21 protein-coding genes and 1 riboswitch are annotated in these 25,749 nt (G+C 66.4%); of the genes, 13 read left to right on the top strand and 8 right to left on the bottom strand.

Features of this window, described 5'->3' with window-relative positions; all coding sequences use genetic code 11:
- Positions 1–20: 20 nt before the first annotated feature.
- On the top strand, positions 21–1,232 hold the full coding sequence (gene metK / locus CR919_RS12475) for a methionine adenosyltransferase (protein WP_099820278.1): 1,212 nt from the start codon (positions 21–23) through the stop codon (positions 1,230–1,232).
- A 140-nt stretch (positions 1,233–1,372) separates the two neighbouring features.
- Positions 1,373–1,879: an acyl-CoA thioesterase gene (locus tag CR919_RS12480; protein ID WP_089238821.1), complete on the top strand. Its 507-nt coding sequence runs from the start codon at positions 1,373–1,375 to the stop codon at positions 1,877–1,879.
- A 67-nt stretch (positions 1,880–1,946) separates the two neighbouring features.
- On the opposite strand, the gene ppc is transcribed toward CR919_RS12480, so the two are convergent.
- Together ppc and CR919_RS12490 are read right to left on the bottom strand one after the other, a co-directional pair.
- On the bottom strand, positions 1,947–4,658 hold the full coding sequence (ppc, locus tag CR919_RS12485; RefSeq protein ID WP_099820279.1) for a phosphoenolpyruvate carboxylase: 2,712 nt from the start codon (positions 4,656–4,658) through the stop codon (positions 1,947–1,949).
- Positions 4,659–5,105: 447 nt separating this feature from the next.
- Positions 5,106–7,622, bottom strand: coding sequence for a prolyl oligopeptidase family serine peptidase (locus CR919_RS12490; RefSeq protein ID WP_099820280.1), 2,517 nt, complete (start codon positions 7,620–7,622; stop codon positions 5,106–5,108).
- Positions 7,623–7,745: 123 nt separating this feature from the next.
- Positions 7,746–7,828: riboswitch (S-adenosyl-L-homocysteine riboswitch) on the top strand.
- Positions 7,829–7,864: 36 nt separating this feature from the next.
- Between CR919_RS12490 and ahcY the strand changes: the two genes are divergently transcribed.
- The 5 genes from ahcY to CR919_RS12515 all read left to right on the top strand — a co-directional run bounded on the left by ahcY (position 7,865) and on the right by CR919_RS12515 (position 12,907).
- Positions 7,865–9,310: an adenosylhomocysteinase gene (ahcY, locus tag CR919_RS12495; RefSeq protein ID WP_099820281.1), complete on the top strand. Its 1,446-nt coding sequence runs from the start codon at positions 7,865–7,867 to the stop codon at positions 9,308–9,310.
- A 273-nt stretch (positions 9,311–9,583) separates the two neighbouring features.
- Positions 9,584–10,348 carry a lysozyme inhibitor LprI family protein gene (locus tag CR919_RS12500; protein ID WP_243380121.1) on the top strand — a complete coding sequence of 255 codons (765 nt, stop codon included), beginning with the start codon at positions 9,584–9,586 and terminating at the stop codon, positions 10,346–10,348.
- A 49-nt stretch (positions 10,349–10,397) separates the two neighbouring features.
- Positions 10,398–11,768 carry a peptidoglycan-binding domain-containing protein gene (locus tag CR919_RS12505; RefSeq protein ID WP_243380123.1) on the top strand — a complete coding sequence of 457 codons (1,371 nt, stop codon included), beginning with the start codon at positions 10,398–10,400 and terminating at the stop codon, positions 11,766–11,768.
- Positions 11,769–11,939: 171 nt separating this feature from the next.
- Positions 11,940–12,413 carry a Cys-tRNA(Pro) deacylase gene (ybaK, locus tag CR919_RS12510; protein ID WP_099820284.1) on the top strand — a complete coding sequence of 158 codons (474 nt, stop codon included), beginning with the start codon at positions 11,940–11,942 and terminating at the stop codon, positions 12,411–12,413.
- On the top strand, positions 12,413–12,907 hold the full coding sequence (locus CR919_RS12515) for a hypothetical protein (RefSeq protein ID WP_099820285.1): 495 nt from the start codon (positions 12,413–12,415) through the stop codon (positions 12,905–12,907). The genes ybaK and CR919_RS12515 overlap by 1 nt, the downstream gene beginning before the upstream one ends.
- 67 nt (positions 12,908–12,974) lie before the next feature.
- Here the strand turns inward: CR919_RS12515 and CR919_RS12520 are convergent, their stop codons facing one another.
- Both CR919_RS12520 and CR919_RS12525 read right to left on the bottom strand, forming a co-directional pair.
- The gene (locus tag CR919_RS12520) at positions 12,975–13,610 is read right to left on the bottom strand and encodes an energy transducer TonB (protein ID WP_099820286.1); all 636 of its coding nucleotides are present in this window, start codon (positions 13,608–13,610) and stop codon (positions 12,975–12,977) included.
- A gap of 111 nt (positions 13,611–13,721) precedes the next feature.
- Positions 13,722–14,279 (bottom strand): DUF3228 family protein, encoded by a 558-nt coding sequence (locus CR919_RS12525; RefSeq protein ID WP_099820287.1) that lies wholly within the window; start codon positions 14,277–14,279, stop codon positions 13,722–13,724.
- Between the two features lie 105 nt (positions 14,280–14,384).
- On the opposite strand from CR919_RS12525, the gene CR919_RS12530 reads away from it, so the two are divergent.
- Genes CR919_RS12530 through CR919_RS12550 form a run of 5 tightly spaced genes read left to right on the top strand, consistent with a single transcriptional unit; the run spans position 14,385 to position 18,993 of the window.
- Positions 14,385–15,509: a type 1 glutamine amidotransferase domain-containing protein gene (locus tag CR919_RS12530; protein WP_099820288.1), complete on the top strand. Its 1,125-nt coding sequence runs from the start codon at positions 14,385–14,387 to the stop codon at positions 15,507–15,509.
- Positions 15,510–15,526: 17 nt separating this feature from the next.
- Positions 15,527–16,201 carry a response regulator transcription factor gene (locus CR919_RS12535; RefSeq protein ID WP_198512185.1) on the top strand — a complete coding sequence of 225 codons (675 nt, stop codon included), beginning with the start codon at positions 15,527–15,529 and terminating at the stop codon, positions 16,199–16,201.
- Entirely contained in the window at positions 16,198–17,502 is a 1,305-nt protein-coding gene (locus tag CR919_RS12540) for a HAMP domain-containing sensor histidine kinase (RefSeq protein ID WP_099820289.1), read from the top strand. The genes CR919_RS12535 and CR919_RS12540 overlap by 4 nt, the downstream gene beginning before the upstream one ends.
- 43 nt (positions 17,503–17,545) lie before the next feature.
- Positions 17,546–18,373 carry a methylenetetrahydrofolate reductase [NAD(P)H] gene (gene metF / locus CR919_RS12545; protein ID WP_099820290.1) on the top strand — a complete coding sequence of 276 codons (828 nt, stop codon included), beginning with the start codon at positions 17,546–17,548 and terminating at the stop codon, positions 18,371–18,373.
- Positions 18,374–18,414: 41 nt separating this feature from the next.
- Entirely contained in the window at positions 18,415–18,993 is a 579-nt protein-coding gene (locus CR919_RS12550) for a DUF4124 domain-containing protein (RefSeq protein ID WP_099820291.1), read from the top strand.
- 153 nt (positions 18,994–19,146) lie between these two features.
- Here CR919_RS12550 and CR919_RS12555 read toward each other — a convergent pair whose 3' ends face one another.
- The 3 genes from CR919_RS12555 to CR919_RS12565 form a co-directional block, all read right to left on the bottom strand.
- Complete coding sequence (locus CR919_RS12555; protein ID WP_099820292.1) at positions 19,147–20,100, bottom strand: Nudix family hydrolase; 954 nt, start codon at positions 20,098–20,100, stop codon at positions 19,147–19,149.
- 96 nt (positions 20,101–20,196) lie between these two features.
- Entirely contained in the window at positions 20,197–22,914 is a 2,718-nt protein-coding gene (gene secA, locus CR919_RS12560; protein ID WP_099820293.1) for a preprotein translocase subunit SecA, read from the bottom strand.
- A 189-nt stretch (positions 22,915–23,103) separates the two neighbouring features.
- Positions 23,104–24,057, bottom strand: a complete 954-nt coding sequence (locus tag CR919_RS12565) for a M23 family metallopeptidase (RefSeq protein ID WP_099820294.1) — start codon at positions 24,055–24,057, stop codon at positions 23,104–23,106.
- Between the two features lie 12 nt (positions 24,058–24,069).
- On the opposite strand from CR919_RS12565, the gene CR919_RS12570 reads away from it, so the two are divergent.
- The gene (locus CR919_RS12570; protein WP_162292002.1) at positions 24,070–24,519 is read left to right on the top strand and encodes a DUF721 domain-containing protein; all 450 of its coding nucleotides are present in this window, start codon (positions 24,070–24,072) and stop codon (positions 24,517–24,519) included.
- A gap of 280 nt (positions 24,520–24,799) precedes the next feature.
- On the opposite strand, the gene lpxC is transcribed toward CR919_RS12570, so the two are convergent.
- Positions 24,800–25,711, bottom strand: a complete 912-nt coding sequence (lpxC, locus tag CR919_RS12575) for a UDP-3-O-acyl-N-acetylglucosamine deacetylase (RefSeq protein WP_099820296.1) — start codon at positions 25,709–25,711, stop codon at positions 24,800–24,802.
- Positions 25,712–25,749: the final 38 nt, after the last annotated feature.

Genomic DNA, 25,749 nt, shown 5'->3' on the forward strand with positions numbered 1-25,749 from the left:
ATCAAAGGATATTAAGCCTGATGTCCAGCTACCTCTTCACCTCCGAGTCGGTCTCTGAAGGCCATCCGGACAAGGTTGCCGACCAGATCTCCGATGCGGTGCTGGACGCGATCCTGACCCAGGACCAGCGCGCCCGCGTGGCCTGCGAGACCATGGTCAAGACCGGCGTTGCCATCGTTGCCGGCGAAATCACCACCAGCGCCTGGATCGACCTGGAAGCGCTGACCCGCAAGGTCATCGTGGACATCGGCTACGACAGCTCCGACGTCGGCTTCGACGGCGCCACCTGCGGCGTGCTGAACCTGATCGGCAAGCAGTCCCCGCACATCGCCCAGGGCGTTGACCGCAAGAAGCCGGAAGAAATGGGCGCTGGCGACCAGGGCCTGATGTTCGGTTATGCCACCAACGAAAGCGACAGCTACATGCCGGCGGCGATCCACCTGTCGCACCGCCTGGTCGAGCAGCAGGCCAAGATCCGCAAGAAGCGCAACTCGCCGCTGTCCTGGCTGCGTCCGGACGCCAAGAGCCAGGTCACCCTGCGCTATGAAAACGGCGTGGTCTCGGCCATCGACGCGGTGGTCCTGTCGACCCAGCATGCCCCGGGCATCAAGCAGAAGGACCTCATCGAGGCCGTCCGCGAAGAGATCATCAAGCCGGTGCTGCCGGCCAAGTGGCTGCACAAGGGCACCAAGTTCCACATCAACCCGACCGGCAAGTTCGAGATCGGCGGCCCGGTGGGCGACTGCGGCCTGACCGGCCGCAAGATCATCGTCGACACCTACGGCGGCTGGGCCCGTCACGGTGGTGGCGCGTTCTCCGGCAAGGATCCGTCCAAGGTCGACCGTTCGGCCGCCTACGCTGCCCGCTACGTTGCCAAGAACGTGGTGGCCGCCGGCCTGGCCGACCGTTGCGAAGTGCAGGTCTCCTACGCCATCGGCGTGGCTGAGCCGACCTCGATCTCGGTCACCACCTTCGGCACCGGCAAGATCAGCGACGACAAGATCGAGAAGCTGATCCGCAAGCACTTCGACCTGCGCCCGTACGGCATCATCAAGATGCTGGACCTGGTCCACCCGATGTACCAGCAGACTGCGGCCTACGGCCACTTCGGCCGCAAGCCGAAGGAGTTCAGCTACATCAACGGCGAAGGCGAGACCGTCAACGCCACGGCCTTCTCCTGGGAGAAGACCGATCGCGCCGCCGCCCTGCGCGCCGATGCGAAGCTGAAGTAAGAAACACGAAGGGCCGCGCAAGCGGCCCTTCTGCTTTCTGTAGAGCCGAGCCCGTGCTCGGCTTTTTTTTGCCTGCACAAAGAGCAGCCGAGCATGGGCTCGGCTCTACAAGGGCGATGCGTGCCCGATACAATCGCCGCATGTCGACCGAACTCAAATCCCACCAGCTGTCCATGACCGTGCTGATGTCGCCGGAGATGGCCAATTTCTCCGGCAAGGTCCACGGCGGCGCGATCCTGCGCCTGCTCGACCAGGTCGCCTATGCCTGCGCCAGCCGCTATGCCGGCCGCTACGTGGTCACCCTGTCGGTGGACCAGGTGGTGTTCCGCCAGCCGATCGCGGTGGGCGAACTGGTCACCTTCCTGGCCTCGGTGAACTACACCGGCACCTCGTCGATGGAAATCGGCGTCAAGGTCGTGGCCGAGGACATCCTCAAGCGCAGCGTGCGCCACGCCAACAGCTGCTTCTTCACCATGGTGGCGGTGGACGAGGAAGGACGGCCGACGCCGGTTCCGTCACTGCAGCCGGCCAGTTCGGACGAGAAGCGCCGCCAGGCCGCCGCACTGATCCGCCGCCAGCTACGCCAAGAAATGGAACAACGGCATCTGGAGCTGCTGGCGTCGAATCCGCCGTCGCCGGAAGAATGAAGGCGTGCGGGGCAAGCCCCGCATCCACCGAAGCAGGTAGCGCCGGGCCACACCCGGCGGATGCATTTCACCCAGTGTTCTGCACGCCCTGCGAAACACCATTCACGCAGGCCACCAGCGCGCGCAGCAGGTCGTCGTCCTCGCGCCCGCTTTCGCGCCAGCGCTGCAGCAGGTCCACCTGCAGCACGCTGATCGGGTCCACATAGGGGTTGCGCAGGCGGATCGACAGCGCCAGCCGCGCGTCGTGGTCCAACAGGGTCTGCTGCTCCATCAGCGCCAGCAGCCAGTGCCGGGTCAGTTCCAGTTCGCGCTCGACCTGCGGGAAGAACGCATCGTGCAGCTCGCCTGACAGGCGCGAGAACTGTTCGGCGATGGTGATATCGCCCTTGGACAGCACCATTGCGATGTCATCCAGGAAGGTGCGGAAGAACGGCCAGTCCCGCGCCATCTCGCGCAACGTGGCTTCATGGCCAGCATCCACCGCCGCCTGCAGGCCGCTGCCGACGCCATACCAGCCGGGAATCACCGCGCGCGCCTGGCTCCAGGCGAAGACCCACGGAATCGCGCGCAGGTTGGTCAACGCCGCATCCTGGCCGAGCCGGCGCGACGGCCGCGACCCCAGCGTCATCCGTTCGATCACATCGATCGGCGTGGCGGTGCGGAAGTAATCCATGAAACGCGGCTGGCCGACGAACGCCCGATAGACCTCGCTGCTGGAACCGGCGACCACGTCCATCACCGGCCGCCAGTCCTCCTCGCGCGGCTCGGCGGCACGCGGGCGCAGGCTGGCGCGCAGTACCGCACCGGTGGCCTGCTCCAGCGAACGCAGCGCCAGCGCGCGGATGCCGTACTTGCGATGGATCACCTCGCCCTGTTCGGTCACCCGCAGGCGACCATCGATGCTGCCGCGGGGCGAAGCATCGACCGCGTGCGTGGTCTTGCCGCCACCGCGGCTGATCGAACCACCGCGGCCATGGAAGAAGGTCAGGCGCAGGCCCGCTTCGGCCGCGACCTCCAGCAGTTCCACCTGCGCGCGTTGCAGGCCCCAGCGCGAGGCGGCAATGCCACCGTCCTTGCTGCTGTCCGAATAGCCGAGCATCACCATCTGCACGTCGTCGCGTGCACGCAGATGCGCGCGGTACACCGGATCGGCCAGCAGATCGCGCAGTGTTGCAGTGCCACGCTTGAGGTCGTCCACGGTTTCAAACAGCGGCGCGATATCCAGCGGCACGTCGCCAGCGTCATTGACCAGGCCACCGCGACGCGCCAATGCCAGCACCGCCAGCACATCGCCACGGTCGTGCGCCATCGAGATGATGTAGCTGCCCAGCGCATCGCCACCATGCCGCGTGCGCGCATCGGCCAATGCGGCAAACACCGCATCCAGGCGCTGGTTGCCCTCATCATCGCCAACCGGCAGGGGTGTTTCACCACTGGCATGGGGCGCCAGCAGGCGGGCGCGACCGGCTGCATCCAACGCATCCCATGCCGCGTCACCGCCCAGCGCGGCCGCCAGCGCGCGCGCATGCACGCTCGATTCCTGGCGCACATCCAGCCGCGCCAGATGGAAGCCGAAGGTCTTCACCCGCCACAGCAGGCGCTGCACGGCGAAGCCGCCGGCATGTTCGCCACGGTTCGCACGCAGGCTGTCGAGGATCAGCTGCAGGTCGTCGATCAGCTCACCGGGACCGGCATAGGCGCCGTTCGCATCATCCAGCGCGGCCTGCAGGCGTGCGCGCATGCGGTCGTTGAGCAACCGGTACGGCATGTCGGCATGGCGTGGCCGCGACTGCACCTGCGGCAGCAACTGCTGATAATGCGCGACACGCGCCTGCAGTGCATCGCTCACCCCCACCCGTTCGGTGGATTGGCTGAGCAGGCTGGCCAGCTGCAGCAGTTCCTTCTGGTACTGGCCCAGCACGGCAACGCGCTGTGCACCCAGCGTGTTGCGGATGGTGTGCGCATCCACATTGGGATTGCCGTCCATGTCGCCGCCCACCCACGTGCCGAAACGCAGCAGGCGTGGCAACGGCAGTTCCTCGCCGTAGGTATCACGCAGCGCCTGCTGCAGCGATTCGTACAGCACCGGGATGACCCGGTACAGCACCTGCACCAGATAGAAGCCGACGTGTTCGCGCTCATCGTCCACGGTCGGACGCACCGGCGAGGAATCGGTGGTCTGCCACGAGGCGGTCAACGCCATGCGGAAGCGCGCGGCGTCGGCGGCGGCCTCACCCGGCGTGCGCTGACCGTCGAGGTTGTCGACCAGGCTGGCCACCATCAGCTGCTCTTTTTCCAGCAGCGCGCGGCGTACGGCCTCGGTGGGGTGCGCGGTGAATACCGGCTCGATATCGATGCGCGGCAGCCACTGCGCCAGTTCGTCCAGGCCGACGCCCTGCGCCTTCAGGTGCTGCAAGGCATCCTGCAGACCATCGGGTTGCGGTGCGGCGGCAACGGCGCGCTGGTAGTCACGACGGCGGCGGATGCGATGCACGCGCTCGGCGATGTTGACCACCTGGAAGTAGGTGCTGAACGCACGCACCATGGTCTCGGCCTGCTGCGGCGCACGCCCGGCCAGGCCATCGGCCAGCTCGGACAGCGGCGCCTGGTTCTCGCGACGGGCGATGGCACGCGTACGCACGTCCTCGACGTCATCGAGGAAAGCGGCCGACACCTGCTCGACCAGCAGGTCGCCGACCAGTGCACCGAGACGGCGCACGTCGTCACGCAGGGGAAGATCGGGGGAAGCGAACTCGATACTGCTGCGGTACTCGTTCATCGGCGACGCACAGGCCTCGGTCAACGTATCCAGACCCCAAGCCTAAACCAGATTACGCACGATGCTGCGATGCGGAAATGGTTTCATCTGCACGTATCCGCAGCAGAAGCAGCCGAGCGTGGGCTCGGCTCTACAGACGTCATCACGCGCCATGCCGCGTAGCGCCCGAGCCCATGCTCGGGCGGCGGCGCAGCCGCACGTATCCGCAGCAGAAGCAGCCGAGCGTGGGCTCGGCTCTACAGACGTCATCACGCGCCATACCGTGTAGCGCCCGAGCCCATGCTCGGGCGGCGGCGCAGCCGCACGTATCCGCAGCAGAAGCAGCCGAGCGCGGGCTCGGCTCTACAGACGTCATCACGCGCCATACCGTGTAGCGCCCGAGCCCATGCTCGGGTGGCGGCGCTGCCGAACAGGCGGCCCCCGTTGCGGGGGGCGCCGTCATGCGCGTCAGCGCTTCTTCTTGGCTTTGCCCTGCTGCACCGGACCCAGGGTCTGCTCCAGCCAGCGCTCGCTTTCGGCCAGCATGGTCATGATCGATTCGCGTGCGCGGTAGGCATGCGATTCGTTCGGCAGCATCACCAGGCGGGCCGTGCCGCCCAAGCCCTTCACCGCAGCGAACATGCGCTCGCTCTGCAGCGGGAAGGTGCCCGAGTTGTTGTCGTCCACGCCATGGATGAAGAGGATCGGATCCTTGATCCGGTCGGCGTAATTGAACGGCGCCATCTTCTGGTACACGTCCTGCGCCTGCCAGTAGTTGCGCTCTTCGGCCTGGAAACCAAACGGGGTCAGCGTGCGGTTGTAGGCACCGCTGCGGGCGATGCCGGCCTTGAACAGGCGGGTATGCGCGAGCAGGTTGGCGGTCATGAACGCACCGTAGGAATGGCCGCCGATGGCGATGTGCTCGCGATCGGTCACGCCACGCCGCACCACCTCGTCCACCGCGGCCTGCGCATTGGCCACCAGCTGTTCGATGTAGGTGTCATTGGGTTCCTTGTCGCCTTCGCCGATGATCGGCATCGACGGGCTGGCCAACACCACATAGCCCTTGGCCAGGAACGCCTGCGGGCCCCAGTAGCTGATCGCGTTGAAGCGGTACGGCGAATCGGTCACCTGGCTGGCGGCCGCCGCGCTCTTGAACTCACCCGGGTAGGCCCACATCAGCAGCGGCCGCGGACCATCGCGCTTGGGGTCGTAGCCCGGCGGCAGCAGCAGGGTCGCGGTCAGGTCCACGCCATCCTTGCGCTTGTAGCGGATCTGCTCTTTCTGCACGCCCTTCAGCTGCGGCAGCGGATGGGCGAAGTGGGTCAGCGCGCGCGGTGCGGCATGGGTGTCGGCCAGCGACTGCACGTAGAAGTTGGTCGGTTCATCCGGGCTCTCGCGGCTGATCAGCAGCGAACTGGCCTGCGCATCCAGCAACGTCACCGGTGCGGCGTAGGTCGGTGCCTGCGAATGGAACAGGCGGGTCGCCTTGCCGCTGGCCACCTCGAAGCGATCAACGAACGGACGGTCGCCTTCCGGCGATGCACCGGCCCCGGCCAGGTACAGGCTGCCACCATCGGCGGTGGTCTGCAGCAACGAGCGGCCGCGGTCATCGCTGGTCATCAGCGGCCGACCCGGATCGGCGTAACGGTCCTGCGCATCGCGGTCCCACAGCAGCCTGGCATCAGCGCTGGCGTTGTCCGGTGCGATCAACCAGGTCTTGCTGCGACGGGTCTTCCACCACGATTCGTTGAGCAGGGCCAGGTCGCCACGGCCCCAGCTGATGCCGGCGTAGCGGCTGCCGAGCTGGGCCAGGGTCACCGGCGGCGTGTCGAACGGTGCGGCCTGCATGAACACCGCATCGCGCACCTTGGCCTCCTTGTTCGGGTCGCCGCCGTCCTGCGCTTCGGCCCACACCAGGGTGGCATCGGCGTCGCCGCGCCAGCTGATGTCACGCACGCCGGTCACTTCGGCATCGTTGCCGGTCGGCAGGCCTTCCACCAGCGGACGCACTGCCACAGTATGCACCAGCTTGCCGGTGCTGCGGTCGAGCACTTCGATGCGGCGCGGGAAACTGCTCACCGGCACCACGTAGGAGTACGGGCGCTGCACCGGCTGACTGAGCACGAAGCGGCCATCGGGCGAGACCGCAAAGCCCATGAAGATGCCGGCCGCACCGATGGCACGGCGCTGCCCGTCCAGGCTGACCTCCATCGGCTGGGTGGTGGCGTAGTAATCGAACTGGCGCGCATCGGCTTCGTTCTTCAACAGGTCCTGATAGGTGCGGATGGAGACCACGCCACCCCCCTGGCTGGTCTGCTGCACGGCCGGGCCGGTCGGAATGCCATCCGCGGCCGGCGCGGCGCCCAGGTTGGCCGGGCGGGTGAACACCACCAACCCACGGCTGTCCGGCAACCACTGGTAGCCACTGCCCAGGACGGTGTTCAGGCCGGCGACCAAACGACGGGCACTGCCGCCGGCCACGTCCACCAGCCACAGTTCATTGGCACCGGTAGCGGCATCGACCTGGTTGAAGGCCAGCCACTTCTGGTCCGGCGACCACGTCAGGCTGGCGATCGACAACGTCGCCGGCAACCCGCTGATCTGCCGCTCCTTGCCGTCGGCCACATTCATCAGCCACAGCTTCTGGCCGAAGCTGAAGCGGCTGTCGGAGAAGGTTTTCGGATTGATGCGCAGGCCCGCGAGTTTCAGCTCCGGCTGTGCCACCACCTGGATCGACGGCAGCGACGGCATCTGCATCAGCGCGGCCACATCGCGGCGTGGCGACAGGTACAGCGACGGCGCCCGCGGGGCGTCGACCACCGCCTGCAGTGCGGCCGAGGGCAGCTCGTAGCCGGTCACGCCCTGCGCTTGGGTCTGTGCCACCTGCGGGGCTGCGGCCCAGGCCTGCGGGACCACCGCCAGCAGGGCCATCGACAGGACCAGGCCGGTCAAGCGCCGGTTGCGGCGTGCGTGCGTGCTCATCATTGTTCCACCTGTTCGCTGCGTGAAGCCCTCGACCTTAACAGGCCATGCACATCCGCCCATCTGCCGATGGTTGGGTCATCGCTGTGTCACAGCGGAGGCGCGATATAATGGGCATCCTCCCCTGCCGAGGGGCGCTGCGACCGGATCCTCTGAGACCGGCCAGGCTCGGCCAGGTGGCTTTGCAACAACGGCGCCCGGCCAGATGCGAGCATCCGCTCGCCCACAACCGGAGCTACTGCATGAATGCTGTTGCCAAGACCTTCTCCACCGAAGGCGATTACAAGATCCGCGATATCACCCTGGCCGACTGGGGCCGCAAGGAACTGGACATCGCCGAGCACGAAATGCCGGGCCTGATGTCGATCCGCCGCAAGTACCAAGCCGAGCTGCCGCTGAAGGGCGTGCGCGTGACCGGTTCGCTGCACATGACCATCCAGACCGCGGTGCTGATCGAGACCCTGAAGGACATCGGCGCCGACGTGCGCTGGGCCTCGTGCAACATCTTCTCGACCCAGGATCACGCCGCTGCGGCGATCGCCGCCACCGGCACCCCCGTGTTCGCCTGGAAGGGCGAGTCGCTGGAAGAGTACTGGGACTGCACCCTGGACGCGCTGACCTTCACCCTGGCCGACGGCACCCTGACCGGTCCGGAACTGGTGGTCGACGACGGCGGTGACGTGACCCTGCTGATCCACAAGGGCTACGAGCTGGAAAACGGCAGCACCTGGGTCGACGAAAAGGCCGCCTCGCACGAAGAGCAGGTGATCAAGAACCTGCTCAAGCGCGTGGCCAAGGAGCGCCCGGGTTACTGGGGCCGCGTGGTCAAGGACTGGAAGGGCGTCTCCGAAGAAACCACCACCGGCGTGCACCGCCTGTACCAGCTGGCGCAGGCCGGCACCCTGCTGATCCCGGCGATCAACGTCAACGACTCGGTCACCAAGAGCAAGTTCGACAACCTGTACGGCTGCCGCGAGTCGCTGGCCGATGGCCTCAAGCGCGCGATGGACGTGATGCTGGCCGGCAAGGTCGCCGTGGTCTGCGGCTACGGTGACGTGGGCAAGGGCTGCGCCGCCTCGCTGCGTGCCTACGGCGCGCGCGTGGTGGTCACCGAGATCGACCCGATCTGCGCCCTGCAGGCGGCGATGGAAGGCTTCGAGGTCAACACCATCGAGTCGACCCTGGGCCGTGCCGACCTGTACGTCACCACCACCGGCAACAAGGACATCATCCGCATCGAGCACCTGAGCGCGATGAAGGACCAGGCCATCGTCTGCAACATCGGCCACTTCGACAACGAGATCCAGGTCGATGCGCTGGTCGCCTTCCCGGGCGTGAAGCACGTCAACATCAAGCCGCAGGTGGACAAGTACATCTTCCCCAACGGCAATGCGATCTTCCTGCTGGCCGAAGGCCGCCTGGTCAACCTCGGCTGCGCCACCGGCCACCCGAGCTTCGTGATGTCCAACTCGTTCGCCAACCAGACCCTGGCCCAGATCGACCTGTGGGCCAACAAGGGCAGCTACGAGAACAAGGTGTACCTGCTGCCGAAGAAGCTGGACGAAGAAGTGGCCCGCCTGCACCTGGAGAAGATCGGCGTGAAGCTGACCACCCTGAGCCAGGAACAGGCCGACTACATCGGCGTGCCAGTGGAAGGTCCGTTCAAGCCGGATCATTACCGCTACTGATGCCGTGCGCGGGTCGGATCCCTTTCCCCAGGAAAGGGCTCTGACCCCAGTAACGGATGCACACGGACGGGCGCCTTCGGGCGCCCGTTCTGCATTCCGGCACCCGCCAGCCCGATCCGCGCGCCCTGTCACAGAGCCCTACGACGTCGCTTGCTACGCTCTGTTCCCCCCGACGGCCCCCCAGTTCCATGGTTCGCCCCATGCCTGCGGCCCGCAGGCCATGCGCCAGGACGCAGACATCAAAGGATAGACATGCAGCGCAGCAGTGAACGTATGACCCGCGCCATCAAGCCCCTCATGACCCTGTGCTGCGTGGCCCTGCTGGCCGCCTGCAGCCCGCCGTCCGGCGATGCCCAGGCCACGACGCCTGCAGCAGCCAGCGGACAGGCCAACACCGACGGCAGGGCGACCAGCGCCCCCGCAGCGAGCGCCGGCAGCACCACCTGCGCCGATTCGGCATCGCCGGTGCAGGCCCTGATCTGCAACGACCCCGCCCTGTTGAAGCAGGAAGGCGAGCTGGCCAAGGCCGAAGCCACCGCAAGCCAGACCCTCGATGCCGCCGGCAAGGCCAAGCTGCAGGCCGAGCAGCAGCGCTGGATCCAGCACACGCGCGACCTGTGCAGCGACGCGCACTGCCTGCAACAGGTAGTTGCCGACCGCCTCAAGGTGCTGTCGGCCACGCGCGACGGCCTGGTCGACCAGGACGCCTGCGAAGTGCCCGACGGCCAGCAGCAGTGCGTGGACATGCTGGTGCTGCGCGACCCCAACAGCCAACTGGCGACCTTCAACACGCTGCTGGGCGAAAACGGCCAGGAAGGCCGCCTGCTGGGCTGCACGGCGGCTACCAACATCGGCGGCGGCCACAACGCCCAGCTTGCGGCCAACTGCACCCAGGAAACGGCCAGCGGCAAGCGCAACGTGCAGCTTTGCAGCAACCAGATGGTCGGCCAGTTCGCCATCGAGCCGGCGCCCGCCGCCTACGGCACCGAGGCCACCCGCCAGCTGCTCGGCTTCACCCAGCAGCACTGCGCCGGCTGACATCCGCCAGGCGGGCCCGCACCTTTTCCCTCATTGAAGGACGATGACCATGGCAACGGATTCCACCCTCACCCGCGAGCAGCTGTCCACCCTGTTCCTCAACACCGAACTGGGCGGCAACACCCGCCATCTGGACCATTTCTCCTACGCCAAGGAGGGCACCAGCACCTACTCGTTCGGCCTGGTGCAGTTCGACGTCGGCGGCAACCCCCAGGCCAGGCGCTTCCTGCGCGACAACGGCTTCAGCAATGGTGACATCGAACTGCTGTCCCAGCAGGGTGGGCTGAGCACGCAGCAGCTGGCCGCGCTCGACGCCAAGCTGCAGGCCATTCCGCAGGCCAACATCGATCAGCTCACCAACGCCAAGCTGGACAGCGCCATCGCGCGCGTCGACGAGGCCATCACCAAGGTGCGTGCGAGCAACCCGGCCGCCGCCGATGCCATCGTGGCAAACCCGGAACTGCAGCTGGCCATGGCCGACTATGACAACCAGTTCGGCAGCATGGGCCCGCAGTTCATCAACTATCTGTCCGGCAATGCGGAAACGCTGCAGGGCGGTACCATCCAGGCCGGCGATCCCCCCACCCGGGCCGACGTGCAGACCTTCGTCGATGCGACCAAGTACGGCATCCAGTCACCTGCGGCCGTGACCAGCCGCGATGAACGCTTCGACACGGCCATGACCCAGCTGGGCATCGCCCAGACCCATGCCCCCTCGCACGGCTCGCCCACCACTCCCGGTGCGCCGGCTGGCAGCGGCGTGCTGGTGAACGGCACAAAGGGTGATGAAGTGCAGGCCATGCAGCAGAAGCTGGCCGACCTCGGCTACACGGGCAAGGACGGTGCACCGCTGGTGGCCGACGGTCACTTTGGCCCGGGCACGCTGCAGGCAGTCCAGCAGTTCCAGCGCGATCACCAGCTGACAGTGGACGGCAAAGCCGGTAACGGCACCTTGGGCGCACTGGACGCGGCAAGCCAGCAGCGCCAGCAGCAGGCCGAACCAGCGGCGCCCGCAGCAGCACCGAGCATGGCCACGCCCGGGCACGCCGACAATCCGCGCTACCAGCAGGTGGTGGAGAAACTGGAGGCGCTTGAACAGCAGCGCAGCCAGGGTGGGCTCTCGCCGCTGTTCCATGACCGCGGCCAGCTGGAAAATGCCGCTGGACAGGTCGCCTACGAATCCAAGGTCGTCGGCATGTCACAGGTGGACACCGTGGTGGCGCGCCCGGATGGCCAGGGCGTGTTCGCGGTACAGGGCCAGCTGGGTGATCCTGCCGCGCACCGCACCTACATCGACCTTGCGCAGGCGGTCGGCCAGGACCTGCCGTCCAGCACACGCCAGAGCGAAGCGTTGAACGCCGAACAGACACAACGGCAGGCGCAGGAACAGGCACAGGCGCAGCAGCCGATGTCGCGCTGATCTGCGATGGATCGGGTGGATCCACGCATGACGTGGATCCATCTATTGCCGGCTATCGCGGACGTGATGAGTTGCCCGCGCCGGGATGCCGGGGAGCCGCTTCCCATCACCAGCCGATGCAGCAGTAGCCTCGGTCAAGTCAGCAGGGAAAGGCCGCGTTACGATTCCCCCATGACCCCGGCCATCAACCTGCTCAAGCGCGAGAAGATCGCCCATACCGTGCACAGCTACGTGCACGACGCCCATGCCGAATCCTACGGCGGCGAAGCCGTCGAAAAGCTGGGCCTGGACCCTGCACAGGTATTCAAGACGCTGCTGGCCAGCACCGAAACCCACGAACTGCTGGTAGCGATCGTGCCGGTGGCCGGCCAGCTCGACCTGAAAGCACTGGCCGAAGCCGCCGGCTGCAAGAAATGCGAGATGGCCGCCGTCGATGCCGCGCAGCGCGCAACCGGCTATCTGGTCGGTGGCATCAGTCCGCTGGGGCAGAAGAAGCGCCTGCGCAGCTTCCTTGATGCCAGCGCGCAGACGCTGCCGCAGTTGCATGTCAGCGCGGGGCGGCGTGGACTGGAAGTCGAGCTGGCACCCGCCGACCTGCTGCGCCTGACCGGCGGCTATTACGCCGCGATCGGCAGGCCCCGTTGATGCGCTGGCCAGGGTCCGCATCGCCGCCACCGCGGCTGGATGATCCGCAGGCCGACGTGCTGCTGCAGGATCTGCTGTCGCGCGATGCCAGCCGTATCCACGCGGCGAGCAGCCAGCTGGCGCGGTTGTTCAGTGCCACTACGCTTGACGCACTGGCACCCCATGCCGAACGGATCGAACACGCCTGCGATGGTGTGCAGCTGGGCGGGGCGCTGCTCAGCAACGATGCGCACCTGAAAGCCGCACTGCGCCGCCTGCGCTATTGGCGTGAACGCAGCGGCTGCCTGTGCGCGCTGTATCCGGACTATCTGTTCTTCAACCCACGCCGGCTGATCGAACAGGGGCATGTGCGGCTGCTGGAACAGGGCGTGGCCGAGGATGGCTGGGGCGACCGGCATCGGGTGGCCTGCACCAGCTGCGGCCTTCGGTGGGACGCTACCGATCGCGAGTACCACTACCCGTGGTGGGAGTGGATCGTTGTGACCGATGATTGAAGCCACGCATGGCGTGGCGCTACTGCGGTAGTGCGCAGATCAATACCCTGCGTGGGCGGCATGGCCGCTACTCCACCAGTTCATAGCGCATCGGCACGCGCGCAATGCTCAACTCGGGCGCCGTGCCCTTCGTATCCGTGCGGATGAAACGCCAGCCGCGCAACTCGTCCACCGCCGCCTCATCCAGCAGCGCATGGCCGCTGGACCGCTCGACAACGACAGCGGCAACCGTCCCCTGCGCATCGATCAGCGCCTTCAGCAGGCTGCGGCCGGAGAGGCCCTGCTCCATGGCTTCGCGCGGATAGCGCGGCAATTTTCCGCGCGGCAGTGTCCAGGGGACACCTTCGCCCGCGAACAGGTCGCGGCTGCTGCGAGCCGCACAGTGCTTCGGCAGGCGCAGCTGCAGCGATACCCTCGCCTCGTCCACGGTCACCTCTGCGGGCGCTGCACACGCCTGTTGGACGAGTACCACCAGCAGCTGTTGCTGCCGACGCAGCGCCTTGCCATCGGCCGCGATCACCTCGACCACGCAACGACCGTCGCTTGGCTGCATCGACAGCGAGGTCACTCCCGCATCGCGCAACCCGGTAACGGCCGCCAACGGCGAACAGGCCGTCTCAGCGCCCGGCGTTGCCGCCAGCACCGCGGCAGCCGGCAACATGCCTGCCAGCAGCAGCGGAATGATCCTTGCCCCGATACCCATGCCCCGCCCTCCGTGCGTTTGCCTGCCCGATCATAGGGCATCCGCGCGAACCGGCATGTCAGGCGTGGATCCGTCTGTAGATCCACGCCATGCGTGGATGACAGCGACCGGTTACGGGCGCCAGTTGGCGTTGCTCTCCCAGAACGCCACCGCACGCTGGTACGCCGCGCGATCCAGCGGCACGCCCGAACCACCCTCTTCCACACCCAGTGCATTGCGCATCATGGTGATCGGCGCCATCGGCACTTCTTCCGGTTCGGCGGTGTAGATGCAGCCGACGATGCCCCAGTCCGCATCAATGGGCGAGCCCTCCTTGGCCAACTGCTCGGCGCTGTACAGGATCACCACCAGATAGTTGGCACGCGGCGATTCCACGCCCTCGAACCAGCGCACCAGCACCGGCAGTTCCTCGCGGTTGCGCGCCTCGTAGCCGCTGCGCAGCTGGTGGCGGTTGGCGTCGGTGATCGGCACCGTCAGGCAGCGTGTGCTGGTCCAGTTCTCGTACACGAACAGTTTGCAGAACGGTGCATAGCCATCGAGCACCTTCAACGGCGGATGCGCGTTGAGGTGCGCCTCGAACTGCTCGGCGCTGCAGTCCTGGATGGTGTTGCCGCGCGGCACGCGGGGGAACAGGCGGGGGCGGGCGAAATCGGTGAGGACGATGGACATGGCGATGTCATGCGGAAACAGGAACTCAGGTTAACCGCCGGCGTGCTTGAAGTCTGCTTCACATCTACCGCGCAGACTGCGCCGCACACCCAAGGAGAGACGAGCATGTTCCGATTCCACCCGAGCCATCTGCTGGCGCTGGTCCTGCTGCCGTTGGCCGTTGTTGCGGCCCCCGCTCCGCCAGAGCCGCCGCGCGTGCTGCTGGTGGTCAGCAGCGAGGGCCGCGACCAGGGCAAGAGCCGTCCGGGTTTCGAGATGGACGAGTTCGCCCAAGCCTGGTTGATCCTCAAGCGCAACGGCTTTGCCATCGATGTGGCAAGCCCCCGCGGCGGTTCCGTGGAAGCAGACAAGTACAACCCCGCCGAAGCATTCAATGCCGCGCTGCTTGCCGATCAGCAGGCCGTTGCCAAGCTGGCGGCCACGCTTCCCACAGAACAGCTTCGTGCCGCCGATTACCAGGGCGTGCTGGTGATCGGCGGAAAAGGCGCGATGTTCGACCTGCCCGGCGACACCGCCCTGCAGCAGACCATCGCCAGCATCTGGGAACAGGGCGGCGTCGTTGCCGCCGTCTGCCACGGCCCCGCCGCACTGGCGGAGGTACGCCTGGGCAATGGACGCCCGCTTGTGCAGGGCCGGGCGATGACCGGTTTCACCGAGGAAGAGGAAACCCAGTTCGGCAAGCGCTGGGCGAAGGAGTTCAGCTTCCAACTGGAACCGCGCATGCGCGAACTGGGGGCGGACTGGCAGGAGGCGCCGCTGATGATGCCGAAGGTGGTGGTCGATGGCCGGCTGCTGACCGGGCAGAACCCGTTCTCGACCGCGGCCCTCGCCGATGCCTTCGTGCGTGCCAGTGGTCGCACTCCAGCAGCGCGCGAGCCCTGGCGTGACGAACGCAGCATGGCCCTTGTCGAGCAGCACCTGCAGCGACGCGATGACAGCGCAGCGCGGCAGCTGGCAGCGCGCAGCACCGATTTCCATGTGGAGCTGATCGGCATGCTCGGGTACGTGCAGCTGCAGGGCGCAGCCGATGGCACTCAGGTCTCCGATGCACTGGCCATCATGCAGCTGGCCCGCCCGCACATGCAGGAACCGCGACTGGACGTGGCCATCGCCGATGCGCACTGGCGCCTTGGCAGGACGACCCAGGCACGCGAGCAGTTGCTGGCACTGCTGGAAAAGCAGCCGCAGCTGGACGAAGCTAAGGCTCTCCTGGCCCGCATGCAGCCCTGATCATGGACGCCGAGCGCCTGCGCCTGCTGTTGATCGAAGACAACCTGCCGCTGGCCTCGGCCATCGTCGACCTGCTGCAGGCCCAGGGCCATCAGGTCGACTTCGCCGCCGACGGCCAGGTCGGCCTGCGGCTGGCACTGGCAACACCACCGGACGTGCTGCTGCTTGATGTAGGACTGCCAGGCATCGACGGCATCACCCTGTGCCGGCGGTTGCGTGAATGCAGCGACCGTCATGTGCCGGTGTTGATGCTGACTGCACGCGATGCGATCGACGACAAACTGCAGGGTTTTGCTGCTGGCGTGGACGACTACCTGGTCAAGCCGTTCGACGACGCAGAGCTGCTGGCCCGTTGCCTTGCCCTCGCCCGGCGCCATCGCGTGGGCCAACCGAACCTGCTGCAGATCGGTGCGTTGAGCATCGACCGGCGCAGCGGCCAAGCCTGGCGCGCGGGCACGGCGCTGGAGCTGCAGCAGGTTCCACAGCGCATCCTGCTGGCACTGGCCGAAGCCTGGCCACGCACCGTCACCCGCAGCGAACTGGTGCAACGCCTGTGGGGAGATGAAGCGCCCCCCTCCGATCCGCTGCGCTCGCATCTGTACCTGCTGCGCCAGGTACTGGACCGGCCATTCGACGGTGAGATGCTGCGCACCGTGCACGGCGTCGGCTTCCGGCTGGAGGCCTCGCCATGAAGCGGCGGCCGATCCAGCGCCTGCGCCGCCGCCTGGTCGTCGCATTTACGTCCTTCACCCTGCTCATTGCCACGGTGTTCGGGCTGTATTCGCTGGTTTTCATGTACGCCGTGGAAGACAGCGTTTTCAATGCACAGCTGGCCCGTGAAGCGAAGGCGCAGCTTGCCGTCCATGCAGCTAGGGGTCGGTGGCGCGAGCCGGGTGATGCGGCCATCGGCCTGTATCAGGACACGGCCGCGTTCCCAAGCGATCTGCAGGCCGCATTCACCCAGGAGCCGTGGCGTTCTGAATTCAGCGGCAACGAGGGCCGGCACTACCACGTGCGGCGCATGGATCCGCCACCGCCGTCACCACCTGCCTGGCTGATCGCCGAGGTCAGCTCACAACTGGCGGTGCGCCCGATCCGCGATGGCGTGGTGGCCCTGCTGGCCGGCACCGCGCTGGTGATGGTGCTGCTGGCGATCCTGCTGGGCGTGTGGCTTGCGCGCCGTGGCACGCGCCCTCTGTACTCGCTCGTGGCGCACGTGGAGGCGTTGCCACTGCTACCGCAGGCAGACACCGCCCTGGCTGCTCACTTCGAGGATGACGAGATCGGCGTGCTGGCGCGTGCCGTGGACCGGCTGTCCGCTCGGGTGGCCGCCTTTGTTGCCCGCGAACACGCCTTCACCCGCGATGCCAGCCACGAACTGCGCACACCATTGGCGGTGATTTCCAGCGCTGCCGGCCAGTTGCTGCACGAACCCGGGCTGTCCGAGCGCGGGCAGCAGCACCTGCAGCATATCCGCCTGTCCGCGCTGCAGCTTCAGCAGGCGGTGGCGGCACTGCTGGCCCTGGCCCGCGAGGACGAGGCGCCACCCGCCGCGCAGGTGCGTCTGATACCGCTGCTGGAGCGGGTCATCGTTGAACAGGCTCCTCTGCTCGGCGCACGGCCAGTGGAGGTACAGATGACAGTGACCGACGATGCGGCGCTCTGCGCGCCGGAGCCGGCCCTGCGCGTGGTGCTGTCCAATCTGATCGGCAATGCCTTCGCCCATACACCGCTGGGACATGTGCGCATCAGCATGGAAGCAGGCGAACTGTTGGTGTACAACAGCACTGGCAGCGACGCATCCCTTGGCCACTGGCCCGATCCACGCCCTTTTGAAAAAGGCCAGGACAGCCTTGGTAGCGGCCTCGGCCTGGAGATCATGCGTCGCCTGTGCGATCACCATGGCCTGCAGCTGCGGATCGAACGACACGCCCTTGGCGTGCGGGCGATTCTGCGCGGCCGACCTCATGCAACAATTGCACATCTATCTTGATGGAGCGATATACTGACCCACACCCGCCGCCGCCGCCCGTGCCATGACCGCCATCAGCTTCGAGTTCTATCCGCCCAAGACCGACGAACAGCGCACCCAGCTGGACCGTGCCGCGGCCAGGCTGAAGGCGTATGCCCCCGAGTACGTGTCCTGTACTTTCGGCGCCGGTGGCTCGACCCTCAGCTACACCTCCGAGACCGTGCGCCATCTCAACCAGCACCACGGCTTCGACGCGGCGCCGCATCTGTCCTGCGTGGGTGGCACCCGCCAGGAGATCCGCGAGCTGCTCAAGCTGTACCGTGCCATCGGCTGCCGGCGCCTGGTCGCGCTGCGCGGCGACCTGCCGTCGGGCATGGGCTTCCCCGGCGACATGCGCTACGCCTCCGAACTGATCGCCTTCATCCGCGCCGAACACGGCGATGCCTTCCGCATCGAAGTGGGCGCGTATCCGGAAACGCATCCACAGGCGCAGGACGCCCTGCTCGACCTGAAGCACTTCAAGGCCAAGATCGACGCCGGTGCCGATGCGGCCATCACCCAGTATTTCTTCAACCCCGACGCCTACTTCCACTTCGTCGACGAGGTGCAGCGGCTCGGTGTGCAGGTGCCGATCACCCCGGGCATCATGCCGATCTCCAACTTCAGCCAGCTGCGCCGCTTCTCCGAACAGTGCGGTGCGGAAATTCCGCGCTGGATCAGCCGCAAGATGCAGGCCTACGGTGACGACGCCGAATCGGTGCGTGCGTTCGGTGCCGAAGTGGTGGCCAAGCTGTGCCAGCGCCTGGTTGAAGGCGGCGCACCGGGCCTGCACTTCTACACGTTGAACCTGGCCAAGCCGACGGTCTCGGTACTGACGCTGCTGCGCGGCTGAAAAGTACGCTGCGTTGTCGCAATCGGCGCTACGCTGCGTCGATGAAGGTCGCCCTGTCCCTGTTGCTGCTCCTGCTGCTGCCCGGCGTCTGCGCCATCGCGCAGGCGCAGTCCACGCGCTTGAACCGCTGCACCGATCCGCAGGGGCAAAGTGTCTACACCGACCGCCCCTGCGACAGCCTGGGTGCGCAGTCCCGGCGTCCGCCGCCGGCGCCTTCCGGCAATACCCTGCAGCGCGACAGCCTCGGCAGCAGCTGCCCACGCCGGCTGAGCGAACTGGTGCAGGCCTTGCACACGGCGGTCGCCGTCGGTGATGTGAACCGGCTTTCTTCGCTGTACCTGTGGGGCGCGGTGTCCGATGCGGGCGCTCAGCGGATTCTTGGCCAGCTGGAATCGGTGGTGCGGCGGCCGCTGGTGGACGTGGTGCCGGTGTATCCGCGGCAGGATCTGGACGAGGGCCAGGACATCGCCGCACAGGATTCGCAGACGGAGCCGGTAGCGGCTGCGCGGCGACATCCGGTCGGGTTGCGGTTGGAGCAGACGCTGCCGGGCAGCGCCACGCGCGCGGCGACCGTGCTTGGGCTGCGGCGGCAATATGGGTGTTTCTGGATTACGCTGTGAGCGGTGCTGCGGAACCGCCATCCGCGCATGGCGTGGATCTACTGGTCCCTGCGTGGCGGGGGTCTGCTCATCCACGCATGGCGTGGATCTACTGCCTGCGGTGAGGGGTCGGATCCCTTTCCAGCGGAAAGGGCTCCGACCCCGAGTATGGCGCTACGCCGGCCACAGTCCGCGGATGGCGGCGATACCCTGCCCGCCGTGACGGCGGGCCTCGGCGACATGCTGCGGTGTCATGCCGCCAAGCGCGTAGATCGGCAGCGAGACCTGTGCGCGCATCGCGGCGAAGGCCTCCCATCCCAACGGCACGGCATCGGGATGGCTCGCAGTAGCCTGCACCGGCCCCAGCACCGCGAAGTCGCAGCCGAGCCGCTGTGCCGCCAACAGCTGTTCAAGGTCATGGCAGGAGGCGGCCACCAGTTGCCCGGCCGGCAGCGGCCGTTCCTGCAGTGATTGCAGCTGCTCGCTTCCCAGGTGCACGCCGACGCCGAGGGTACGTGCCAGCTCGATATCGCGGTTGAGCAACCACTGCACGCCGCGCCGATGCGCGCGTACGGCCTGCTCGATCATGCCCTGCCGCTGCGGATGCTCGGCGGGCAGGCGCAGCTGGATGCGTTGTTGCCCCGAAGCGACCGCCTGCTGGAGCTGGCCGTGCCAACGCTGCAGGCCCCCCTCATCCGCCTCTGGTGCGGGGGTGATCAGGTAGCAGTCCGGCTGGCGCAGCACAGCCACCACCGGCAGGTCGGCCGGCGGCATGGAATAGCGGGCCAGCTTGTCCGGCGCCACCCAGGTGATGGCCTGGCCCTCGCGTCCACGCGGGCTGCCCTTCCAGCTGCGCACGTGCCGCACCTCCAGGATCAGGTCCTTGTCCGGGTAGCGCTGCGGCACGTCCATGATCCACTCACCGACCTCGGCCTCGATGCCCAGCTCCTCATGCAGTTCGCGCGCCAGCGCCTGTTCGGAGGTCTCACCGGGCTCGCGCTTGCCGCCCGGGAATTCCCAGAGGCCGGCCATGTCGCGGCTTTCGGTACGGCGGTTGAGCAGGATGCGGCCGCGGGCGTCAGTGATGACGGCGGCTACGACGTGGATCGATCGTTTCGGGGAAGGCATGGGGGGAGCATGCCGAAAACCGGGGCACCGGCGCAATCGCCGAACGCTTCAAGGCCCAGAACAGGAAAGCCCCGCTTTCGCGGGGCTCTCCAGGGGTCAGCTCAGCTGGCCGTGGCAGTGCTTGTACTTCTTGCCGCTGCCGCACGGGCACGGATCGTTGCGACCGATCTTCGGCTCGTCACGCTGCAGCTGGGCCGCCTCGACCTGCGCTGCTTCCTCGTCGGCGCTGTAGCCGCCTGCGTCCTGGTGCTGGAACTGCGACTGCTTCAGGCGGGCTTCCACCTGCTGGCGCTCGGCCGCTTCCAGGGCCTGCACTTCCTCGTCGCTGCGGATGCGCACGCGGGCCAGCAGGGTCACCACTTCGCGCTTGACGTTCTCCAGCATGTCCGAGAACAGCTCGAAGGCTTCCTTCTTGTATTCCTGCTTCGGCTGCTTCTGCGCATAACCACGCAGGTAGATGCCCTGGCGCAGGTAATCCATGCGCGCCAGGTGCTCCTTCCAGCTCTGGTCGAGCACGGTCAGCATCACGTGCTTCTCCAGCGCGCGCATGGTCTCTTCGCCCACACCCGCCTCCTTCTCGGCGAAGTGCTGGTTGATGCGTTCCTGCACCTTGGCGGTGATGCCTTCGGCATCCAGTTCCTCGTGCGACTTGACCAGATCGGTCAGCGACATGTCCACGCCGAAGTCCGACTGCAGGGTGGCCTCCAGGCCACGCAGGTCCCACTGCTCGTCCACCGAGTTCGGCGGCACGAAGCGGGCGACGATGTCGAAGATCACGTCGTCGCGGATGCCATCGACGTTGTCCTTCACCGACTCGGCGTCAAGCAGTTCATCGCGCTGGGCGTAGATCACCTTGCGCTGGTCGTTGTTGACGTCGTCGAAATCCAGCAGGTTCTTGCGGATGTCGAAGTTATGGGCTTCGACCTTGCGCTGCGCCTTTTCAATCTGGCGGCTGACCAGGCGATCCTCGATGACGTCGTCTTCCTTCATGCCCATCATGCGCATGGCCTTCTGCACCCAGTCGGAGGCGAAGATGCGCATCAGGTTGTCTTCCAGCGACAGGTAGAAGCGGGACGAGCCCGGGTCACCCTGGCGGCCCGAACGGCCACGCAGCTGGTTGTCGATACGACGCGATTCGTGGCGCTCGGTGCCGACGATGTGCAGGCCGCCCGCCGCCTTGACCGCGTCATGGCGCTTCTGCCACTCGGCCTTGATCGCCGCCTTCTGCTCGTCGGTCGCGCCTTCGCCCAGCTCGTGGATTTCCGCTTCCAGCGAACCACCCAGCACGATGTCGGTACCACGACCGGCCATGTTGGTGGCGATGGTCACGGCGGCCGGACGACCGGCGTTGGCGACGATGGTCGCTTCGCGGTCATGCTGCTTGGCGTTGAGCACTTCGTGCTTCACACCCGCCTTGCGCAGGTGCTCGGACAGCATTTCCGAGGTTTCGATCGAGGTGGTACCCACCAGCACCGGCTGGCCGCGCTTGGCGCATTCTTCGATGTCGGCCAGCACCGCATTGAACTTGCCCTTGCGATTGAGGAACACCTGGTCCGGGCTGTCCTTGCGGATGGTCGGACGGTTGGTCGGGATCACCACCACTTCCAGGCCGTAGATGCTCTGGAATTCGAACGCTTCGGTATCGGCCGTACCGGTCATGCCGGACAGCTTCTTGTACATGCGGAACAGGTTCTGGAAGGTGATGCTCGCCAGCGTCTGGTTCTCGCGCTGGACCGGCACGCCTTCCTTCGCTTCCACCGCCTGGTGCAGGCCATCGGACCAGCGGCGGCCGGCCAGGGTACGGCCGGTGAATTCGTCGACGATGACCACTTCGCCATCGCGCACGATGTAGTCCACATCGCGCTGGTAGATGGCGTGCGCGCGCAGGGCGGCGTTGAGGTGGTGGACCACGGTCAGGTTCTGCGCCGCGTACAGGCCTTCGGTCTCGGCATCGAGGATGCCCGCTTCGACCAGCAGCTGTTCGGCGTGCTCCATGCCCGCTTCGGACAGGTGCACCTGCTTGCCCTTCTCATCGACCCAGAAGTCACCCTCACCGTCTTCCGCTTCCTGCTTGACCAGGTTCGGCACGATGCGGTTGACGCGGATGTACAGCTCCGGGGAATCGTCGGCCGGGCCGGAGATGATCAGCGGGGTGCGCGCTTCGTCGATCAGGATGGAGTCGACTTCGTCGACGATGGCGTAGTGCAGGCCGCGCTGGTAGCGGTCGGCCTTGGACAGCGCCATGTTGTCGCGCAGGTAGTCGAAACCGAATTCGTTGTTGGTGCCGTAGGTGATGTCCGAACCATAGGCTTCACGCTTGTCGCTGTGCGGCATGCCCGGGTAGACCACGCCCACGCTCAGGCCCAGCCAGTTGTACAGCTTGCCCATCTGCGCGGCATCGCGGCGGGCCAGGTAGTCGTTCACGGTGACCACGTGCACGCCCTTGCCTTCCAGCGCGTTGAGGTACACCGGCAGGGTCGCCACCAGGGTCTTGCCTTCACCGGTGCGCATTTCTGCGATCTTGCCCAGGTGAAGCACCATGCCGCCGATCAGCTGCACGTCATAGTGGCGCATGCCCAGCACGCGCCGACCGGCCTCGCGGCAGACCGCGAAGGCTTCCGGCAACACCTTGTCCAGGGCTTCGCCACCGGCGATGCGCTGCTTGAACTCCGGCGTCTTGGCCTGCAGCTGCTCGTCGGAAAGCTTCTCGATCTCCGGCTCCAGCGCATTGATCTTGGCGACGATGCGGTTGAGCTGGCGCAGCTGTCGTTCATTACGACTGCCAAATACGCGGGTAAGCAGGCTGTTGATCATTGAAGGAACCGGGTTGGATGGGAATGCCGCACGGCTCCGGGAGGATCCGTCCGCCGCAAACGAAACAGGGCGCCTGGCGCCCTGTCGATGGCAACACCCATTGTAGCTTGGGATGGGCGGCAGGGGTTTCAACCCTTTGGCGATGGGGTCAGAGCCCTTCCGCGGCGCGGAAGGGATCCGACCCGTGGTTCAACCGCGGGTGATGCGCCCGACCGGGGTATTGCCGCCATCGCCGAGGAACTTGCGCGGGTTGACCACGTTGCCGTTCTCCCACACCTCGAAGTGCACGTGGGCGCCGGTCGAACGACCGGTGGAACCGGCCTTGGCCACTTCCTGGCCGGCACGGACGAGGTCGCCGACCTTCACCACCAGGCGCGAATTGTGCGCGTAGCGGGTGACGTAGCCATTGCCGTGGTCGACATCGACCACGTTGCCATAACCGCCCTTGACCCCGGAGAAGCTGACCACGCCATCGGCCACAGCCATCACCGGGTCACCGACGCGGGCGTGGAAGTCCATGCCCTTGTGGGTGGCGGCACCGCGACCGAACGGGTCAGCGCGGGTACCGAAGCCGGAAGTGACGTAGCTGTTGCGGATCGGCATGCGCGAGGGCACGGCGTTCTGCTGCAGCTGGTGGTCGAACATCAGCGATTCCATCACCGACAACTGGCGGCCTGAAGCAGCGAAGCGCTGCTCCAGCACCTGTAAGTCAGCGTTGACGTCCTTCACCGGGATGTCGGCGGTCGGGCCGCCGGCATCGCCGTCACCGAGGCCGGGGGTCTCGTTGAAGTCGAATTCGCCGTCTTCCAGCTTGCCCATCTGGGTCAGCCGCTCGCCCAGGGCGTTCAGGCGGGTGGCCTGTGCCTGCAGCTCGCCGAGGCGGGCGGCCAGCGCGTTGACCTGGGTCTGCGCATCGCGCTGGACCTTGGCCAGCTCGGCCTCCTGGCGGTCGACCTTGGCCTGCAGGCGCGAATCATTGAGCGCACTGGCGCCAATGCCGCCGGCAAGGCCGATAATGCAACCTGCGCCGAGCACGCTGCCCAGCAGGGCTCGGGGGCGGTCCTCGAAGTAGAACCGCAAACGCGTGAGCGCCGATTTGGCCTGTCCTTCACGCGTTTTGATTACGATCTTTTTGAATGCCATCAGTGAGTTTTCATGTCTGAGCCGAAATCCAGCGTTCGTCCCGCATCCAGACCGAAACCGGCCCTGGATGTAGTGATGGCGGACAAAAGCGGGAACCCGCTGCGGCGTGCCCTATGGCTCGACGCGCTGGACCGTCAGTTGCGCCCCCAGTTGCCGCCACCTCTGCGCAGCCGTTGCCGGCTGGCCAATGTGGACGGGGAACACCTCGTTTTTCTCGTCGAGTCCCCGGTCTGGCATGCCAAGTTGCGGCTTGCCGAAGCCCAGTTGCTCGACGCGGCCCGGTCCATCGGGCTGAAGGCCACCAAGGTGACCGTCAAGACTGCGTCTCCCACTCCCACGCGCTCCCCAGCGCTCGACAACCGGAATGGACCCCACGCAGTTTCAGCCGCCACGCACAAAGGGCTACGCGACGCCTTGGCAGCTCTGCAGGACCTTCCTTCGAAACCGAAGCGGGAAACCTGAAAGCAGCGGAGCGTCCTGCTCCACTCCCCGTCGCGCGTGTCACCGCAGCGTGAAACATTTCGGGGGCCGGGTCGCATCCTAGCTGGCCCCGGTGGGGCAGTCGTTAGATTGTTGTTAAAACAACGTTAAATTCAGGCTTCGGATCCAACAGGTTCACAAAACCGTGACCTCGGCCCGGCCGTCGCGTCACCCACTGCGCCACCGCCTCACGGAACCTCGGAAACGCAAACGCCGCCCTGGCAGGCGGCGCTTTTGCATTCAAATTCAACAACTTGTGCGATCAGGCATAGGCGGGTGTGGCGTACACGACCGGGTCCGGCACCGCCGGCGAGTCGTAGGTGACCCATTCCCAGGCATTGGCATCGGCCATCAGCGCCCGCACCAGCTTGTTGTTGAGCGCGTGGCCGGACTTGAAGCCCTCGTAGGCGCCCAGCACCTGGCCGCCGGCCAGATAGAGGTCGCCGATCGCATCGAGGATCTTGTGGCGCACGAATTCGTCGGCGTAGCGCAGGCCGTCTTCGTTGAGCACGCGGAACTCATCGAGCACGATGGCGTTGTCCATCGAACCGCCCAGGCCGAGATTGCGCTCGCGCATGTATTCCAGATCGCGCATGAAGCCGAAGGTGCGCGCGCGGGAAATTTCCTTGGTGTAGGCCATCGTCGAGAACTCGATTTCCTGGCGCGACTGCTTGGCCGGGATCATCGGGTGGTCGAACTGGATGGTGAAGCCCAGCTTGTACCCCTCATACGGGGTGAAGCGGGCCACCTTGTCGCCCTCGGTCACTTCCACGGTCTTCAGCACGCGGATGAAGCGCTTGGGCGCATCCTGTTCCACGATGCCGGCCGACTGCAGCAGGAACACGAACGGGCCGGACGAACCGTCCATGATCGGCAGCTCGGCCGAGGACAGTTCGACGATGATGTTGTCCACACCCAGGCCGGCCAGGGCCGACATCAGGTGTTCGACGGTCTGGATCTTGGCGTCGTTGCAGGTCAGGCCGGTGCACAGGGTCACTTCGGTGACCAGTTCGGCCTTCGCAGGTACTTCCACCACCGGGTCCAGGTCCACGCGCCGGAACACGATGCCATGGTTGACCGGCGCCGGACGCAGGGTCATATAGACCTTGTCACCGCTGTGCAGGCCTACGCCGGTGGCGCGGATCGTGTTCTTGAGGGTGCGTTGCTGGATCATGGGGGACGACCGGAAGTGACACAGTAGATTAACACGCA

This window comes from Stenotrophomonas sp. LMG 10879 (genome assembly GCF_002750935.1).
Classification (GTDB): domain Bacteria; phylum Pseudomonadota; class Gammaproteobacteria; order Xanthomonadales; family Xanthomonadaceae; genus Stenotrophomonas; species Stenotrophomonas lactitubi_B.

Excerpts from the sequence above, each read along its gene's own strand:
- ahcY (WP_099820281.1), top strand. The coding sequence starts at position 7,865 with ATGAATGCTGTTGCCAAGACCTTCTCCACCGAAGGCGATTACAAGATC.
- CR919_RS12480 (WP_089238821.1), top strand. The coding sequence starts at position 1,373 with ATGTCGACCGAACTCAAATCCCACCAGCTGTCCATGACCGTGCTGATG.
- secA (WP_099820293.1), bottom strand. The coding sequence starts at position 22,914 with ATGATCAACAGCCTGCTTACCCGCGTATTTGGCAGTCGTAATGAACGA.
- lpxC (WP_099820296.1), bottom strand. The coding sequence starts at position 25,711 with ATGATCCAGCAACGCACCCTCAAGAACACGATCCGCGCCACCGGCGTA.
- CR919_RS12505 (WP_243380123.1), top strand. The coding sequence starts at position 10,398 with ATGGCAACGGATTCCACCCTCACCCGCGAGCAGCTGTCCACCCTGTTC.
- CR919_RS12515 (WP_099820285.1), top strand. The coding sequence starts at position 12,413 with ATGCGCTGGCCAGGGTCCGCATCGCCGCCACCGCGGCTGGATGATCCG.
- metF (WP_099820290.1), top strand. The coding sequence starts at position 17,546 with ATGACCGCCATCAGCTTCGAGTTCTATCCGCCCAAGACCGACGAACAG.
- CR919_RS12520 (WP_099820286.1), bottom strand. The coding sequence starts at position 13,610 with ATGGGTATCGGGGCAAGGATCATTCCGCTGCTGCTGGCAGGCATGTTG.
- CR919_RS12500 (WP_243380121.1), top strand. The coding sequence starts at position 9,584 with ATGACCCGCGCCATCAAGCCCCTCATGACCCTGTGCTGCGTGGCCCTG.
- CR919_RS12570 (WP_162292002.1), top strand. The coding sequence starts at position 24,070 with ATGTCTGAGCCGAAATCCAGCGTTCGTCCCGCATCCAGACCGAAACCG.
- CR919_RS12540 (WP_099820289.1), top strand. The coding sequence starts at position 16,198 with ATGAAGCGGCGGCCGATCCAGCGCCTGCGCCGCCGCCTGGTCGTCGCA.
- ppc (WP_099820279.1), bottom strand. The coding sequence starts at position 4,658 with ATGAACGAGTACCGCAGCAGTATCGAGTTCGCTTCCCCCGATCTTCCC.
- CR919_RS12530 (WP_099820288.1), top strand. The coding sequence starts at position 14,385 with ATGTTCCGATTCCACCCGAGCCATCTGCTGGCGCTGGTCCTGCTGCCG.
- CR919_RS12490 (WP_099820280.1), bottom strand. The coding sequence starts at position 7,622 with ATGAGCACGCACGCACGCCGCAACCGGCGCTTGACCGGCCTGGTCCTG.
- metK (WP_099820278.1), top strand. The coding sequence starts at position 21 with ATGTCCAGCTACCTCTTCACCTCCGAGTCGGTCTCTGAAGGCCATCCG.
- CR919_RS12565 (WP_099820294.1), bottom strand. The coding sequence starts at position 24,057 with ATGGCATTCAAAAAGATCGTAATCAAAACGCGTGAAGGACAGGCCAAA.
- CR919_RS12525 (WP_099820287.1), bottom strand. The coding sequence starts at position 14,279 with ATGTCCATCGTCCTCACCGATTTCGCCCGCCCCCGCCTGTTCCCCCGC.
- ybaK (WP_099820284.1), top strand. The coding sequence starts at position 11,940 with ATGACCCCGGCCATCAACCTGCTCAAGCGCGAGAAGATCGCCCATACC.
- CR919_RS12555 (WP_099820292.1), bottom strand. The coding sequence starts at position 20,100 with ATGCCTTCCCCGAAACGATCGATCCACGTCGTAGCCGCCGTCATCACT.
- CR919_RS12550 (WP_099820291.1), top strand. The coding sequence starts at position 18,415 with ATGAAGGTCGCCCTGTCCCTGTTGCTGCTCCTGCTGCTGCCCGGCGTC.